General features: G+C 51.8%; 9 protein-coding genes and 1 riboswitch. Of the genes, 6 read left to right on the top strand and 3 right to left on the bottom strand.

Features of this window, described 5'->3' with window-relative positions:
* Window positions 1–464: 464 nt before the first annotated feature.
* Window positions 465–2,945 carry a PKD domain-containing protein gene (locus HAV38_RS07725; RefSeq protein WP_168054083.1) on the bottom strand — a complete coding sequence of 827 codons (2,481 nt, stop codon included), beginning with the start codon at window positions 2,943–2,945 and terminating at the stop codon, window positions 465–467.
* A 490-nt stretch (window positions 2,946–3,435) separates the two neighbouring features.
* Here HAV38_RS07725 and HAV38_RS07720 point away from each other — a divergent pair, with 490 nt between their 5' ends.
* The gene (locus HAV38_RS07720) at window positions 3,436–5,424 is read left to right on the top strand and encodes a monovalent cation:proton antiporter family protein (RefSeq protein WP_168054081.1); all 1,989 of its coding nucleotides are present in this window, start codon (window positions 3,436–3,438) and stop codon (window positions 5,422–5,424) included.
* A gap of 145 nt (window positions 5,425–5,569) precedes the next feature.
* Window positions 5,570–6,532 carry an alpha/beta hydrolase gene (locus tag HAV38_RS07715; RefSeq protein ID WP_245182256.1) on the top strand — a complete coding sequence of 321 codons (963 nt, stop codon included), beginning with the start codon at window positions 5,570–5,572 and terminating at the stop codon, window positions 6,530–6,532.
* 30 nt (window positions 6,533–6,562) lie between these two features.
* Here the strand turns inward: HAV38_RS07715 and HAV38_RS07710 are convergent, their stop codons facing one another.
* A complete protein-coding gene (locus HAV38_RS07710; protein ID WP_168054079.1) occupies window positions 6,563–7,348 on the bottom strand; it encodes a phytanoyl-CoA dioxygenase family protein in 786 nt (261 codons plus the stop codon).
* Between the two features lie 194 nt (window positions 7,349–7,542).
* Window positions 7,543–10,392, bottom strand: coding sequence for an excinuclease ABC subunit UvrA (gene uvrA, locus HAV38_RS07705; RefSeq protein ID WP_168054077.1), 2,850 nt, complete (start codon window positions 10,390–10,392; stop codon window positions 7,543–7,545).
* A 740-nt stretch (window positions 10,393–11,132) separates the two neighbouring features.
* Window positions 11,133–11,217: riboswitch (cyclic di-GMP riboswitch) on the top strand.
* 143 nt (window positions 11,218–11,360) lie between these two features.
* Between uvrA and HAV38_RS07700 the strand changes: the two genes are divergently transcribed.
* From HAV38_RS07700 to HAV38_RS07685, 4 genes are all read left to right on the top strand, one after another.
* Window positions 11,361–11,930: a DUF4402 domain-containing protein gene (locus HAV38_RS07700; protein ID WP_168054075.1), complete on the top strand. Its 570-nt coding sequence runs from the start codon at window positions 11,361–11,363 to the stop codon at window positions 11,928–11,930.
* 175 nt (window positions 11,931–12,105) lie between these two features.
* Window positions 12,106–12,537 (top strand): DUF4402 domain-containing protein, encoded by a 432-nt coding sequence (locus HAV38_RS07695; RefSeq protein ID WP_209216674.1) that lies wholly within the window; start codon window positions 12,106–12,108, stop codon window positions 12,535–12,537.
* Window positions 12,538–12,591: 54 nt separating this feature from the next.
* A complete protein-coding gene (locus HAV38_RS07690) occupies window positions 12,592–13,497 on the top strand; it encodes a fimbrial biogenesis chaperone (protein ID WP_245182255.1) in 906 nt (301 codons plus the stop codon).
* Complete coding sequence (locus tag HAV38_RS07685) at window positions 13,484–16,189, top strand: MSCRAMM family protein (RefSeq protein ID WP_168054071.1); 2,706 nt, start codon at window positions 13,484–13,486, stop codon at window positions 16,187–16,189. The genes HAV38_RS07690 and HAV38_RS07685 overlap by 14 nt, the downstream gene beginning before the upstream one ends.
* Window positions 16,190–16,642 lie beyond the last annotated feature (453 nt).

The following is a 16,642-nucleotide window of genomic DNA, read 5'->3' as shown; positions in this document are numbered from 1 at the left end:
TAGTGGTTTGCTGGCGGTGGCAGGCACCGCATTGCGCAAGGTTAAGGTGGCTTTAGTCACAAAATCGGAGAGAAATTTGTTAGCCGCTTAATGCGACCAAAAATCTGTTTTAACTACTCCCGGTGGTGGTGCATAGCAAATCTTCAACGGTCAAATACCGCATGAATCAACTAAGGGATTATGAGTTTTTGTATCGATGAGAGATAGAGGGTAAATACTCGTCGAAGTTAAGAAATATCTGTTTTTTTAGAGAAAAATCTTAAGCCAAAATACTTCCGGTTACGGAAGCTGACTATTTCGAACCGAGCAGTTGAAGCCAATAAGAAAGTTTCCTTTTATAAAAAAAGCCCGGATGCATGGCACCGGGCATTGAATGAAAAGGTAGATTTCTCTACCGAGACTATGTTTAGCTGCACGCACCCACATTGAGATAACGCGGGTTGGACAGATGTAGAGTCAACCGTTTATTTAGTGCAGGCCCCTTTATCCGCCCATTCAAAACCCCAGCCCTGACCGATGGTATCGGTAGTTGCCGGGTCGCCCGGTTCGCGGGTGGTATACCACATCGCCCGATAGATGCGACCGTTGTGCTGCACCTGATCGCCACCCTGATACGCCGGTCCTTGCTTCCATAACGGCTTGCATTCTTCTACAGGAAGTGGTGGTGGTGATGGTGGTACATCCTCGGCCTCAACCATCACCAGATGGTCCTGCTGCGCACTCAGCTTGCCGTCCCTGACGGTCGCTGTGAAAACATACGCGACATCTTCCGTGAGTACCGGTGCCGTGAAAGTGAGTCGCGCGCCATTGGTAGTGAATGGCGCTTGCGGCGATACCGTCCAGCTATAGCTTAATGTTCCGCCGTTACCAGCGCTTGAACCAGAAGCATCTAATGTTACTGAAGTGCCTGCGGTTGCCTGATTCGGGCCACTGATGACCACGGTCGGCGGATGGCTTACTTCTGCGTTTTTGACCGTGAGGTTGTGTTGTGCGCTGATTTTGCGTTCGCCATTAGGGCTAGCCACATGCGCGGTGATTTTATAATTACCAGCCGAGAGGGTTGACAGGCTTAACGCCTGCTGCGTCCCTTGCATGACTTGCTGACCGTTAGCATTGAGGACAGTCCAGCTGTATGCACCGCTAAAGTTTGCTTGTGCTTTCAGGCTGGCTTTTTGCCCGGCTACTATCGCTGTGGCGCCGCTGATATTGACGACAGGTGCGACAATCGTGATATTGATAGTGGCACTGCTTTGCTTGCCGTCTTTACCGGTAACGGTGAGTTGATAGGTATTTTCACCATGATCATCCGGTCGCGCAAAGACTTTTGCAATCGACTCTTCCATGTCCGTCAGCAGAGTAGAGCCACGCAATTTCGCCCATTGATATTTGACGGCGTTTTTACTGTCGCTACCGTCCAGCGCAAAGCTAATCGTGCCACTTGTAGGTGCCACGACATCGGTACTATCGGCCGCAATAATTGCTTGCGGTAGTTCCACCACGACCGGTGGCTTATCTTCATTCAATAAAAATTTCACCGCAGCTTCTACATCGGGTTGCATACCAACCGGACGTTGTGGATCAGGAAAGGGCAATGGATGCCCCGTGTCTACTAACACCTGGCGCATTTTTTTAGGTGGAATCGCACCGAGGCCATGGGCAAACGCAATACTTTGTACTTGTGCGACAGCACCCGCAATGATCGGATTAGAGGCAGAGGTGCCGCTGTAAGAATCCGTATACATATCTTCTGCGCAATCTACGCCATCGCAAGATGTTGTGGTGACATTCCAGCCCCAGCTAAACAGATCAACCCGGCTGCCATGCTCTGAAAAATGCGCTCTGATGCCATTGGTTGGGTCTGCTGCACCGGCATAAATCGCGCCGCTATCATAGCGCTTCCGGTCATATTGACCTTTAAAATAAGGATGATCCAGATTGATATTGCCATTGGCGGCGGCAATAATGACGTGCACGCCTTTCTCTTGCGTTAAGTAACTAATTTCGTCCGCAACGGAGTGCGCAGCCTCAACCGGCAAAAAACAGGCATTTCGGTCTTCTTTGTCGCAGACGTCCATGGGAATAGGTAATGGCGCGCGGACATGTATCCCTACCTGGACCACATCACCGGGTTGCAAATGCTGCGCCAGTTTAAATAAGCTGCTGCCCTCAGGGTGATCGAACTGGCTATAACCTGCCTGCGCTTTTGGGACAAATCCGGTAGTGCCAAAGCCATTGTCTTTTGAGAACATGATGCCGGCGCTGCTCGTATCGTGATAGTCGGGGGTGCTATCGCCAGTATCACCGTGCTCAATGAACGGGCGGGGCAAGTCAACGTGGGTGTAAGACCAATGACTCCATTCAGTGGAGATCACGCGGGCATATTCTCCGTCACCGCCAGGGTAGACACGTGCGGCAATAGAATTTAAACCGCCGAGCATAAATCCCCCTTGAGGGGCCAGGCCGTTCTTATAATATTGTTGCGAAGTGTAGTCAGGAAAGCCGTGTTGTACAGTGCCTGGTTTTGCTAACGGTACAACAGAAATTGCATCCTCTTGTGTTCCCAGTGCCGGTGTAATCTGGGCCGAAGTTACCAGAGGATTATTTTTTAATCCTGTCAGCATTTCCTGCACTGCGTCTTTTGATTTGTCGCTGGTGTCTATCTTGTAATAGCGGGTTAGGTTGTGCCGCTCCATCGCGGCGATGTCGCCCTGAGAATAAGTCAGCGGAACCGGAAATATCGGATCCAGACGCGGCGCGATTTGCTCAAGCTGTGCCAGCGCCCTGGACGTACTCTTTGGTAATTTTTCGTTCGACTCTAAGGACGCAAGGGTGCTGCGTAACAATACGGTAATGCTGGTCGGCTCAATTTCTTTTGCCTGTAACGGCCCGGAGAATAACGCGCCTATCGTGGCGCACAACAATAGCCTGGTGAACGTGGGTTTCATGCGGGTTACAATCTTCTTAATAGTTGCTGGCGCTAGCGGGCATTGCATTGGCGCGAGGTAAGGTGTTAGTAATAAAATCGGAGAACGATTTTTAACCGCTCAAAGCGACTGAAAATCTATTTGATTTACTCGGAGGTGGCGCATGGGAAGTCTTTAAAAGTAAAAGACCGCATGAATCAACCCAAGGATTATCAGTTTTTATATCGGTGATAGGTAGGAGACAAACACGCATCAAGGCCAGGAAATGTCTGTTTTTTTAGAGAAAAATCTTAAGGAGAGCGGCCCCGTATTTGACCATTTAGCGGTTCAGCGCACAAAGGAGGTAAAACCACGCTGGCATTTTGCTATCGATTTCTGAGGTATAAATATGTCCGTCAAGCGAAATTTTGTCCGCTCCGTCAGGATGTCATTGGGATTGTGATACAACATATTGGTGGCAGCGCAGCCAACATAAACACTTTATTGTCAATTAACCATGAACTGAGTAAGCATGCTTTCTGGATTGGAACTTACTATTTTGTTGCTCGGGTCTGCCGTTTTGGGGGTCGTGGCTTTTCGGATGTTCCATTTGCCCCCGATGCTGGGCTACTTGACGGTGGGCATTATTATTGGCCCTTATGCTCTCGGTTTTGCCGAGGACAACGAGACCACACATGCGCTGGCGGAATTTGGCGTGGTGTTTCTGATGTTCTCGATCGGGCTGGAGTTCTCGCTATCCAAACTGTCTGCAATGCGTCGGATTGTTTTTGGGCTGGGCATGGCACAAGTGATATTGACCATTGGCGCAGCCATGTTGTTCGGGTGGGCGGTGGCTTATATCTTGCCGCAGTTAACCAATATCAGCTGGCAGGCGGCGTTTGCATTGGGCGCGGCGCTGACTATGTCGTCTACCGCCATCGTCTCCAAGTTACTCACCGAGCGACTGGAACTGGAGACCGAACACGGGCGTCGCATCATCGGGATATTGCTATTTCAGGATCTGGCGTTGGTGCCATTGCTGATCATCGTCCCTGCGTTAGCTAAAAATTCCGGCAATCTTGCGGCCACGCTAGGATGGGCCAGCGCCAAGGCGGTGATTGTTCTGGTGCTGTTGCTATTCATCGGGCAAAAGCTCATGCGCGGCTGGTTTCAGATCGTGGTGCGGCGACGCTCGCAAGAGTTGTTTATGCTCAATTTGCTGCTGATTACGCTCGGCGCGGCATGGATTACCGAGCGCGCCGGGCTGTCGATGGCGCTTGGGGCTTTTATCGCCGGCATGCTGATTTCAGAAACCGAATACAAGCATCAGGTGGAAGAGGACATCAAGTCCTTCCGGGACGTCTTGCTCGGCTTGTTTTTTATTACCATCGGCATGCTGTTGAACATCCACCTTGTTATTGAACACTGGTGGCTGGTATTGCTGTTGCTAACCGGGCCGGTGCTGCTTAAATTTGGCTTGATCGCTGTGCTGGCAAAAATCTTTGGCTCAACCACCGGGGTTGCCTTGCGTACGGGTCTGGCGTTGGCGCAAGCGGGTGAATTCGGTTTTGTGCTGTTAAGTCAGGCCGGCGGCTTGCATCTGATGGACCCATTGTTGATCCAGCTCATCCTGGCGTCGATGGTGCTATCCATGCTGGCAGCGCCGTTTATTCTGAACAAATCAGATGCCATTGTGATGAAGCTATCCGCCAACGAGTGGATGATGCAATCGCTGGCGCTCACGCAATTGGCAACCCGCACCATGGCGACCAAAAAGCACGTCATCATCGCCGGCTTTGGTCGCAGCGGTCAAAGTCTGGCGACCTTGCTGGAGGAGGAGGGCATTGGCTACCACGCGCTTGATCTCGACCCTGACCGCGTTATCGAGGCCCGTGGTGCCGGTGCGCAGGTGTCCTACGGCGACGCCTCGCGACGCGAGAGTCTGGTCGCAGCCGGGATACATCGTGCCGCCGCGCTGGTGATCACCTATGCCAGTACGCCATCGGCCTTGCGCGTGCTGCACCATGTGCATGAACTAGCGCCGGATTTGCCCGTAATTGTGCGCAGTTACGATGATACCGATTTGGATAAATTGCGCGCCGCCGGTGCCGCTGAAGTAGTGCCCGAAGCATTGGAGGGCAGCCTGATGCTGGCCTCCCATGCTTTGGTAATGCTGGGCGTCCCGTTACGGCGGGTGGTGCATCGGGTGCAAGCCTCGCGCGACGAACGTTACGCCTCATTGCGGGGCTATTTTCATGGCGTAGGCGACGCCACCGACATTGAAGATTACTTGCAGGAAAGACTGCATTCGGTCACCTTGCCAGAGGGTGCAAAAGCGGTCGGCAAGTCACTGGCGGCATTAGATCTGGCAAAATTAGGGGCAGAAATCAGCAGTGTCCGACGCGGTAAGGGACGTATGGATATTACGCCCGATACTGTCTTGCAAAGTGGCGACATTGTGATCCTGCGCGGCGCGGTAAAGGGGATTGCCAAGGCCGAAGAACGGTTATTTGCTGGCTAAATACGTGGTTTATGGGGCCTGAATACTTAGCCAGCCTCAGATGTATTATCACCAAAGGGGTTTTATGCGGGAAACGAATCCATTTGATCCCTTGGCGCGTATACAGAAGTCCAGCTCAAGTTAAGCCGCCATTCGGTGCGGTGAAATGACTAACTCTACGGAGAGTAAAACGATGGTCCTTTTCACCAAAATTGTGCTCATCTGCTGCACCGTTGCGCTAGCCTTAGCGACTACCGTTGCCTGTTCGCCACTCACCGCGATCAACGCGCTGACTACAGACAGCACCTATACAAAGACCAGCGATATTACTTACGGCCCTTATCCTCGCAACCAGCTAGATGTGTACACGCCTAAAAATATGCATGCTGCGGCACCTGTTGTCGTATTTTTTTATGGCGGTAGCTGGAGTAGTGGCGAGCGCGGCGACTACGCCTTTGTCGGGGAGGCCCTGGCTTCACGCGGCATAGTGGCCGTTGTCGCCGACTATCGGCTATACCCGGAAGTGCGTTATCCCACTTTTCTAGAAGATGGCGCTCGCGCAGTCGCGTGGAGCGTAAAGGAAGTAGCCAGATATGGCGGCGATCCGAAGCGGCTATATATCATGGGCCATAGCTCCGGTGCTTACAATGCTGCGATGGTTGCACTCGATCCGCGCTGGCTGGCAGAGGTTAATTTAACGCCAGCCGTGTTCAGAGGATGGATCGGTCTGGCGGGGCCGTACGATTTTCTGCCGATTGAAAATCGCGGTGTACGCCCGGTATTTTTCTTTCCCAATTCGCCGGTTGATTCGCAACCCATCAACCACATCTCCTCGACAGCGCCGCCGACACTATTGATTGCCGCCAACTCGGACAATCTAGTGAATCCCCGCCGCAATACCGGTGGTCTGGCCGCTGCATTGCGGGCCGCTAACGTGCCGGTGACGGAACAATATTTCGATCATGTTGGCCACGCCACGCTGGTCGGTGCAATCTCACGTCCGCTGCGGGGGCTGGCACCGGTGCTTGACACCGTTACGCAATTTATTCTGTCCGACGCAGGCCGGAACGCAACGCCTTTGCTGACAACGCCAGGTGCGGCGAAAACGGCAACCTTGAGTGCGCAATAGCCGACCTGTTTGCGGCGAGGGCACCAGTCGCTAGTCGCCTTGATTGCTGCTTAGAACGATGTCCTCTGCTGTAGCCGAGCGACTGCCCGGCACTGGTGGATTACTGATGCCGTGGTAGGCGTATACCACGGACTCTTTAACTGCCTGACTATTATTTCTACCCGCAGCATGAAACAGGCCACTGTGGAAAAAAACCACATCGCCCGAGTTCAGGTGTAAGGGAATTCCTTGTGCAAATAATGCCTGATTGTCAGCAACGTCCGGTCGCAGAAAATCCAGGCCATCCATCTGAGATGGTTGTATGTCAAATCTGTGTGAACCAGGAATCAGGCGCAGCCCGCCATTATTCTCGGTCTCGGTATCCAGTGCCAACCATACCGAAATCAATGCGTTCTGCACAAACGACCAATAGCGAATATCCCGATGCCAGCCGGTCGCAGTGCCATAGTCAGGGTGCTTGGTCATCACGCAATTATGATGCGCCAGCGTTAAGCAAACCTGCTCGCCCATTAGCTGCGCAAGCATTGCCACCAACGTCGGATTAACCGCCCACTGGCGGAACGATGCATCACGATGATAGGCATCCCGCAAGCGCCGTGCGGTGCGGCCGCCGACGCTATCGATAGATTTAGGCGCGCCCGAATAGCCAACTTCAGATTCGTATTCTAACGGGGCCACCGCATCGCGCAAATGCTGGTTAGTAACGGTCGCCATATACGCGCAATCTGCTGCCGACACCATGCGTGGCAAGATTAAAAAACCGTCTGTTTCAAATGCCGCAATCTGTTGTGCAGAGAGTGGGTTGTTGCTATTCATTACGACATTCCTATGTTTGAGGCTTGCGCGACCGGCTAAAAAATGAGGAGTGGAGTGCTAACAATACGCCGCCATCGCCCATTGAAAGTTGCTAGCGACCGTCCATTTCAGCGGAAGCTGGCAGCAAACTTTCATGCTGCCCTCTCCATACCGCCAGCTTCTACTATTATCCTCTTGCGTGCCAGTAATATTTTTTATTTTTCCAGCAAAGGTGCCAGGTATTTGCCGGTCACGCTATCTGGATTTTTGGCCACATCTTCCGGCGTTCCGGTCGCGATAATCAGACCACCACCAGCCCCGCCTTCCGGTCCCAGATCAACCAGCCAGTCAGCAGTTTTGATAACATCCAGATTGTGTTCAATGATCACCACGGTGTTGCCTTGGTCGCGCAGGCGGTGGATCACTTTGAGCAATAAATCGATATCATGGAAATGCAGTCCGGTAGTCGGCTCATCGAGAATATATAAGGTCCGCCCTGTGTCTCGCTTGGATAATTCCAGCGAGAGTTTGACGCGTTGCGCTTCGCCGCCCGATAAGGTCGTAGCGCTTTGTCCGAGACGGATATAACCCAGCCCAACATCCAGCAGCGTGTGCAATTTGCGTGCAATCACAGGCACCGGTTTGAAGAATTCGTATGCTTCTTCGACCGTCATTGCCAACACTTGCGTAATGTTTTTACCCTTGTACTGCACCTCTAGCGTTTCACGGTTATAACGTTTGCCGTGACAGACATCGCAAGGCACATAAACGTCTGGCAAAAAGTGCATCTCAACTTTGATGACGCCGTCGCCCTGACAGGCTTCGCAGCGACCACCTTTGACGTTAAACGAAAAACGCCCAGCGTTGTAACCGCGCTCTTTAGCCATTGGCACGCCAGAAAACAAATCACGGATTGGCGTAAAAAGACCAGTGTATGTCGCCGGGTTTGATCGCGGCGTACGACCAATCGGGGCCTGATCGACAGAAATAACTTTGTCAAAATGTTCCAGGCCGCTAATCGATTCGTGTGCTGCGGGTTCCGCTTGCGATCCATATAAATGGCGCGATGCGGCATGATAAAGCGTGTCATTGACCAACGTCGATTTACCCGAACCCGAGACGCCGGTAACGCAAGTCAGCAAGCCAACCGGCAATCGCATTGTCACGTTCTTTAAGTTATTTCCACTAGCACCAGAGATGATGAACTGGCGGTCTGGATCGGCCGGTGTGCGTTTCTTTGGCACCGCAATTTTTAGCGTGCCATTCAGATATTTGGCGGTGAGCGATTTCTTGCTTTTGAGGATTTCTGCGAGGGTTCCCTGTGCAATGATTTCGCCGCCATGGACGCCAGCGCCAAGACCCATATCGACCACATAATCGGCGGTCCTGATCGCATCTTCATCGTGCTCGACAACCAATACGCTATTGCCGATATCGCGCAGATGACGCAGCGTTTCGATCAGGCGGTCGTTGTCGCGCTGATGCAAACCGATGGATGGTTCATCGAGAACGTACATGACCCCGGTCAGGCCGGAACCGATTTGCGATGCCAGACGGATACGTTGCGCTTCACCGCCGGACAAGGTATCGGCACTGCGTTCCAGCGATAAATAATCCAGACCGACATTGTTGAGGAACGTCAGGCGTGAAATAATTTCTTTGATGATGCGGTCCGCAATTTCCTTTTTCGCGCCAGTTAGTTTCAGCTTCTCAAAGAAATGCAAAGTCTCACGCAAAGGCGTCGCCGCCACCTCGTAAATGGCGCGCTCTTGCTTACCGTTGCCGACCTTAACGAAGCGCGCTTCAATTCGCAAACGCGCGCCGTGACAGGATGGACATTCTTTCTCGTTGATGAATTTGGCAAGCTCTTCCTTGACCGCCATCGAATCGGTCTCACGGTAGCGACGTTGTAAATTATTTACGACGCCTTCAAACGTGTGATCTTTGATCACAGCCTTGCCACGCTCGTTAATATAAGTGAACGGAATGGTCTCGCGCCCGGAGCCATACAGCACCACCTGACGCGCTTTTTCGGGCAGTTTTTCAAATGGCATATCGAGATCGAACGCATAATGCGCGGCAAGATTCGACAGCATATTGAAATAAAACTGATTACGTCGATCCCAGCCTTTTACGGCACCGCTGGCGAGCGATAGATTAGGAAACGCAACGATCCGCTTAGGATCGAAAAATTCAATATGACCGAGACCATCGCATTCGGGGCAAGCGCCCATTGGGTTGTTGAACGAGAACAGGCGTGGTTCCAATTCTTGCAACGAGTAGCCGCAAGTTGGACAGGCAAACTTGTTCGAGAATATATGTTCTGCGCCGCCATCCATTTCGAGCGCAATCGCGCGTCCGTCGGCCAAACGTAATGCCGTCTCAAAACTTTCTGCCAGACGTTGTTTGATGTCGTCTTTTACTTTGACCCGATCAATCACCACATCGATAGTGTGCTTCTCGGTTTTCTTTAACTTTGGCAGATCGTCGACTTCGTATATCTTGGCTTTGTTAGTGCCGCTTTGAATCCTGAACCGAACAAATCCCTGCGCTTGCATGTTTTCAAACAGGTCAACGTGCTCGCCCTTGCGGTTCGCCACCACCGGCGCCAGAATCATTAGTTTGGTCTCGTCGGGCATTGCCAGTACCGCATCGACCATTTGCGACACGGATTGTGCAGCCAGCGGTTTTTCCGGATGATCCGGGCAATACGGTGTGCCAACGCGGGCGTACAACAAGCGCAGATAATCGTGGATTTCGGTGACGGTGCCGACGGTGGAACGCGGATTGTGCGAAGTGGCTTTTTGCTCGATAGAAATCGCGGGCGACAGGCCCTCGATCAGGTCGACATCGGGCTTTTCCATCAACTGCAGAAACTGGCGCGCATACGATGATAACGACTCAACATAGCGTCGCTGACCTTCAGCGTAGAGCGTATCAAAAGCTAGTGATGACTTGCCCGATCCGGACAGGCCGGTAATCACGATCAGTTTATTGCGCGGCAGGTCGAGATTGATGTTTTTGAGGTTATGCGTGCGTGCACCCCGGATGCGAATTTCTTCCATTAACAGCTTTCTGCGTAGGTTTGTTTACGGCGATGGTTTATGTTGAAGTGGCAAGTTACTTATTCTCAATAGCAATACAGTTTCGCCTCACGTGTCGTCTAATTGGTGCTTGACGCGCGCGTTCAGTCAGCATGTTCGCATTCAGCATTTTGGTAGGGTCCCGACCTCATCATCGGTGCAGTGCTGCCATACGTTGGATGGCCTGAACGGAATGGCTTGATTCGTTACAAGATCATCTTACTGCCAGGTAACAGTCCCTAAAGCGGTCAACCCGGTACTATATCAGGCTCCGCATTTTTGAGTTGGTGACGATGCGTTGCGGCGCTTCTCAGACAAAACTGAATTGTTACGATGCGGTATGGCTTCGCGCTGCAAGCAGGTCGCTTTGAAAGTTTTATTTTATAAATATAGTGCAATTCAAAGCGACGTTGTAGATTTGAATCACCACTCATATTAAGGGGCAATGTATTCATTCATTTATCGAAGTGCAGAACCGAAGGCAACGATAATACAAATTTAGCGATATATTTTGCATCAGGATCAATTGAAGAGGTTGCCATGTGGATGCCTCCCGAGGCAGTACGATCTGCTGAATTTGAACAGCTTGATGGCAAGTTGGGCAACTGGTCCTAAACCTGAGTGACGGCAGAAGCTTGGTACTGCTATTTAAAAAACCAATTAAACAAAAATGTAAAAAGAGTGTATATTACGCCACAGCAACATTTGTTAAATAAAAAATAACTCGATAATAGCAAACTCGTTGAAAAGCGGGGACGCAAAGCTTCCGGTCTAACGGCTTCTGCCTACGACAGCGGGGTCGCCGAAAGTGCACTCAGCGCAGATTTTGCGCGATTGTTTATGCTTTGCGTCCCCGCTTGACCTCTACCTTGTGTTTCCCACTTTTCATTGATCGTTATTGTCGCGCAACGTTCCCACAAGGAACTCTCAATGAAAACCGGGAATACACCATGAAACATACTACCTCTACAATTTTTAACCGTCGCGTTTTGAAAACGGTACTGTCAACTGCGGTTGCTCTCAGCATCGGGTTGGGCGTGAACAGTTACGCTGACGCTGCTTCTGCTACTTCTATTTCGACCGCGAAGGTTTTGGTACCGATCGCGATTAGCAAGACACGTGATCTTGCATTTGGTTCGTTCGCACCCGGCGTAGGTGGCACTATTACCGTGAGCACCAGCGGAGCTCGTACGAAATCTGGAACTATCTTGTCCAGCATCGGGGTCGCGCCAAGTGCTGCACAATTTGCAGTCACTGGTGATGGCGTTTCTACTTATAGTATTTCTTTTACTAACACTCCACTGGCCAGTACCGCCACGCCAGGTGACGTCATGCCACTGGCTATTTTCAGTGACTTTACTGGTGGGAATGCGACCACTGGTACTGTTGCCACCAACGGCGGAACACTTACCGCTGGGGCACAAACAATCTATGTTGGCGGTACCGCGACGGTCGGTGCAAGCCAACCATTTCATGCTGATTATGCTGCCAATATCATAGTTGCTGTCGAATACAACTAAACCTGTTTCGCACACCTTCAGGGGCAGCTCCAGTCGTCTGTAGTGTCCCCAAATAAAATTACAAAGGCGGGTACTCCCCGCCTTTTTTGCGACTACTGAGCGCTAACCGTCGGGATGGTCCGAGAAAACTATTTTGAAAAATTATCGTTTCTGGTTTGCTATGGTGTGTGGGTTAATGTGCACTTCCGTCTTTCAGGCTCAGGCTCAGACTCAGGTACAGTCTTTGACTAACGTTCAGGCACTGTCCTTTGGCAGTTTCGCCGCGGGTTACGGCGGCGGCGTCACGATCAGCGCCGCCGGCTTACGTAGCAAAACGGGTGACGTTATTTTGCTCTCATCGGACAATGGTTCCGCAGGACAATTTACTGTCAATGGTCTTCCAAACCAGACCTATTCCATCGTGTTACCGGCTAATGGAACGGTGCTCCTGACGAGCGGCACAAGTAGCATGACTGTCAATTACTTCACCAGCAAACCGAGTCTGACGGGAACGTTAAGTTTAAGTGGGACGCAAACACTTGCGATTGGCGCAACGCTGGGCATTGCTAACAACCAGAAACCCGGTGTCTACAACGGCACGTTTGCGGTCACGGCCAACTACAACTGACAGCGTTATTAACCCGGCAGACTCGTGATCGCCATCAAGCCCCATAGGATTTACATGATGAACCCCATTTTTAGTGCTCCCCCTAAGGCTGTGCAGTGTGCAAAAGCAGCACCCGCATGGGCCAGTTTCAATCGCGCTAGCGCATTACTGTTAGGTGCAGCGTTAATCATGCTGGCCCCGCGACCAGCGCTGGCGGACCTGATGCTGTATCCAACCCGTATCGTATTCGAAAAAAATCAACGCGCGGCGCAACTTGAGCTCATTAATAATGGTCAAGAAACCGCAACCTACCGTATTAGCGTAGTCAACCGGCGCATGAATGACGTCGGAGAGTTTGCCCCGGTCACTAGCCCGTTGCCTGGGGAGCTATTCTCCGACAAGTTAGTGCGCTACTCACCGCGACAAGTAGTGTTGGCCCCGGGGCGCAGCCAAATTGTGCGGATATCTCTGCGCAAACCAACCGATTTGGCAACCGGAGAATACCGCTCTCACTTCCAGTTTGACCGACTGCCGGACGTCGATGGTGTTACTAGTATCGACGCGCAGAGCAACCCTAGTTCCAACATCGGCATGTCGTTGACCGCCCTGATTGGCGCCACGATTCCGCTTATCGTGCGTCAAGGTGAAACCAGCGCTAACGTGACACTTTCGGGTCTGACAATACTCAAGCCAGAAGCTACCAACGGCTTTATGCTGGCGATGGTAATGGAACGCAGCGGCAATAGCTCAGTATATGGCGATCTGAATGCTAGCTTTACCCCGCATGGCGGAAAGGAAAGTGTCATCGGCACAGTTGGTGGTGTAGCGGTTTACGCACCCAACGCCCTGCGTCGCGTTAAGTTGAGCCTGAAGATGCCCGCAGGACTGGCACTCAAAGGCGGCAACGTGCATGTTACCTTCCGGGAGCGGCCAGATGCAGGCGGTAAGTTAATCGCTGAAGCCATCCTTGAAATCCCTTGAACCGAAACGCTATTTCCGACGCTATGCCGCTACGCTAATTCTATATTTTTTCCTGATTGGGCCTGGCATAACACTCGCCGAAACGCCAGTGCCCACGGTTACCACATTCCAGTCTGACGACCGTAGTGCGATACTGCTCGACGTCCGGCTCGATGCCGACGTGCTGGCCGAGTCGATGACTGCCTATCAATATGGGGGGCAGACGTTTTTACCCCTTGAGGAACTGGCCCAGCTGCTAACCCTGGCCATCAATACCAATCCCGCACAAGGTACTGCAGATGGTTTTATATTGCGTGAAGCGCGCACTTTCAGTCTAAGTCTCACACAGGCCAAAGTCACATTGAACGGTCAGACTCAAAGTTTTGATCCAAGGCAAGTCAGCGTTCATAGCGGCGATATTTATATTGCAACCACGCTGCTGGCGCGCTGGCTACCTCTGGATCTTGAAGTGAATCTTTCGGATCTGTATCTACGTGTCAAGCCAAGAGAACGGCTGCCCTTGCAGGACCGGCTAGACCGTCAACGTCTGGGCGCCAAAATCACTAATCAAGCCAGCACCTATCAAGTCCCCAACTACCCACGCCAAGCCTTGCCTTACCGATTGTTGGGAGTGCCATTCATCGATCAGACGCTGAGACTGGCCAGCAGCAGCGGCAATGGTGCGCGCCAGATAAATGCCAACTACACCGCGTATATGACCCCAGATTTGCTGGGTATGGAGTCGGCGTTATATGTCAGCAGCAGCCAGCAAAAGCCAACCCCGGATCTCCGCTTCACGCTCGGGCGCAACGACCCTGATGCCGGATTGTTGGGACCGTTGCGCGCGCGCTCGGTAATATTTGGCAGCGGTGTCAGCACGCCCAGCGTAGCTAACATTGGTAGCACCAACCTCACTGGCAACAGTTATGGCGTGATGCTAAGTAATCGCCCGCTAAACCAACCTACCAGCTTTGACCGCCATACCTTCCAAGGCGACTTACCGCCAGGCTGGGACGTAGAACTGTATTTTAATAATGCTTTAGTTGCTTTGCAAAATTCCCGCGCAGACGGCCGCTATAGCTTTGACGATTTGCCACTGACGTATGGCGAGAATGACTTCAGACTGGTATTTCACGGTCCATTGGGCCAACAGCGCATTGAAAATCAGCGTTTTTTGATAGATCAGACCAGCACGCCGCCTGGCATGTTTTATTACAACATCACAGCTCAGCGCGACGACTCCGGGGCGTTGCGCTCGGTGGGACAGTTTGAGTGGGGCCTCAACAAATATCTGATGGCTACCGGTGCGGTCATCCACATGCCAGCAGGATTGTTGAGCAATCTCCCCCCTCAGATGTACACCAGCGTGGGTCTACGCAGTTTTTGGCAATCATTCATCTTGAGTAACAATTTTTCCCACTCATCGAATGGCGGTTGGCTCAATGATGCAGAACTCAAAACCAGGATCGGGAGCCTCGCTGTCAGTTATAACCATCTGCTTTTCAATAAATTCAGCAGCCAAGTTTTTTCCAACACTAGCGACCCCTTACAAACGCGTGACAACCTTAGACTGGATGGCGCGCTCACAACCGGGTTTTTACCGCGCCTGCCAATGAGCGTTGAATTTCAGCGCGATAAGTTTCTTTCGGGAAGTAGTAGTCTGTCTGTGAGTGCGCGGGTCTCCGCCTATCTGGACCGTACCGCGATATCCAACCAAATCATCTTTCAAAGCGCATACAACAGTAGCAGCGCTAACGGCAACCTGCAACTCAGCCGCAGGGTCGGCGACCTGGGTTTGAACGGCCAGCTGGGCTATAGCATACAACCGCAAGCAAAACTTAATTCGCTGACACTTTCAGGCGACCACCGTTTCGGACAGGCTTACCTGCTCACTCTGGGTCTGGCACGTGCAGTAAGCAGCGCCGAAACGTTATACACCGCAGCCCTGAATAAAAGCTTGGGCAGTTACGGTTTAGGCCTTAGCGCCAGTTATTCCAGTCACGGCACCCTTACTGCGGGGCTGCAACTATTTCTGGCAATGGGGCGCGAACCGCGACAAGCACAGTGGCATTTTGATGCGCTGCCTAAAGCCAACAGCGGCGCTGCATCGGTAAGGGTTTTTTTAGATAACAATGACAATGGCATCCTGGACGCCGAGGACAAACTACTCCCGAACGTCGGCATTACGGTAAACGGAAACCGGTCGCAGAGCCGCACCAATGCCGCAGGAATCGCTTGGCTGGATCACTTGCCTACCCGAGAAAATGTTGACATCGCGATCGATTCGCAAACTTTGGAGGACCCTTACTGGGTATCGCAGCGCAAAGGTGTGCGTTTGATTCTCCGACCTGGTACGGTGGCTGAACTTGATTTTCCGGTAATCATGACAAGTGACATTGATGGCACCGTGTATCTAGTCGATAAAACCAAAAAACGTGGCTTAGGGGATGTCGTGATTGAGGTGTTGGATCTTAATCATCAATTAGTGACGACGATTACCACTAGTTCGGATGGCTACTACACCGTTCCTGCGGTGACCCATGGCCTGTACTATTTACAAATCGCTCCGTGGCAATTTAAACAGTTTGATCTGGCCGATCCCGGCCCGCGGGCTGTCACAGTTTTACCCGATGGCAATCTTATTGAAGGCGTCGACTTCTTACTCTCGAAAAACAGGCCAGCGTTACCGAGAGGGGACGAAACTGGGGACTGAACTAAGTGCAGTTAAAACCGTAGGCAAGCAGCGAATGTGTTCGTCTGCTGACTCGGCAATACTGCTGCTTATGGCATGCTCGACTAACCTCCTCAGAGTGCAGTAAGGCAATAAATAAATCGCTAAACTTGCCTTATCGATTGCCTTCGGTGTTAACTGCACTCTTCACTGCTGTCATGCGTCGCTGTCTTTCCCTGCTATGATATTGAATCTTGATTTGCATCGTTTGCATTACGTTCCATGCGCTTACATACTTACAGCGTAGCCAGATTCCATGTGTGAGCGTATCAACGACTGCCGCAACCGATGTCTTTTCACCGATGAGTCCTCCGATTACCAGCCTTAACAACCAGGCGCTACTTTCTCCAACATGACCAGTTCGTTCCCAAATACCGCGACCGCCATAGAAACAGGCACAGACCTGGATAAGACCGCAGATCAATCTGTTATCGA

This window comes from Glaciimonas immobilis (assembly GCF_011947285.1).
Lineage (GTDB): Bacteria > Pseudomonadota > Gammaproteobacteria > Burkholderiales > Burkholderiaceae_D > Glaciimonas > Glaciimonas immobilis.
The sequence above is the reverse complement of the archived record's forward strand: the minus strand, read 5'-3'. Positions and strand labels throughout refer to the sequence as shown.

Excerpts from the sequence above, each read along its gene's own strand:
- HAV38_RS07690 (WP_245182255.1), top strand. The coding sequence starts at position 12,592 with ATGATGAACCCCATTTTTAGTGCTCCCCCTAAGGCTGTGCAGTGTGCA.
- HAV38_RS07720 (WP_168054081.1), top strand. The coding sequence starts at position 3,436 with ATGCTTTCTGGATTGGAACTTACTATTTTGTTGCTCGGGTCTGCCGTT.
- HAV38_RS07710 (WP_168054079.1), bottom strand. The coding sequence starts at position 7,348 with ATGAATAGCAACAACCCACTCTCTGCACAACAGATTGCGGCATTTGAA.
- HAV38_RS07715 (WP_245182256.1), top strand. The coding sequence starts at position 5,570 with ATGACTAACTCTACGGAGAGTAAAACGATGGTCCTTTTCACCAAAATT.
- HAV38_RS07695 (WP_209216674.1), top strand. The coding sequence starts at position 12,106 with ATGTGCACTTCCGTCTTTCAGGCTCAGGCTCAGACTCAGGTACAGTCT.
- HAV38_RS07725 (WP_168054083.1), bottom strand. The coding sequence starts at position 2,945 with ATGAAACCCACGTTCACCAGGCTATTGTTGTGCGCCACGATAGGCGCG.
- HAV38_RS07700 (WP_168054075.1), top strand. The coding sequence starts at position 11,361 with ATGAAACATACTACCTCTACAATTTTTAACCGTCGCGTTTTGAAAACG.
- uvrA (WP_168054077.1), bottom strand. The coding sequence starts at position 10,392 with ATGGAAGAAATTCGCATCCGGGGTGCACGCACGCATAACCTCAAAAAC.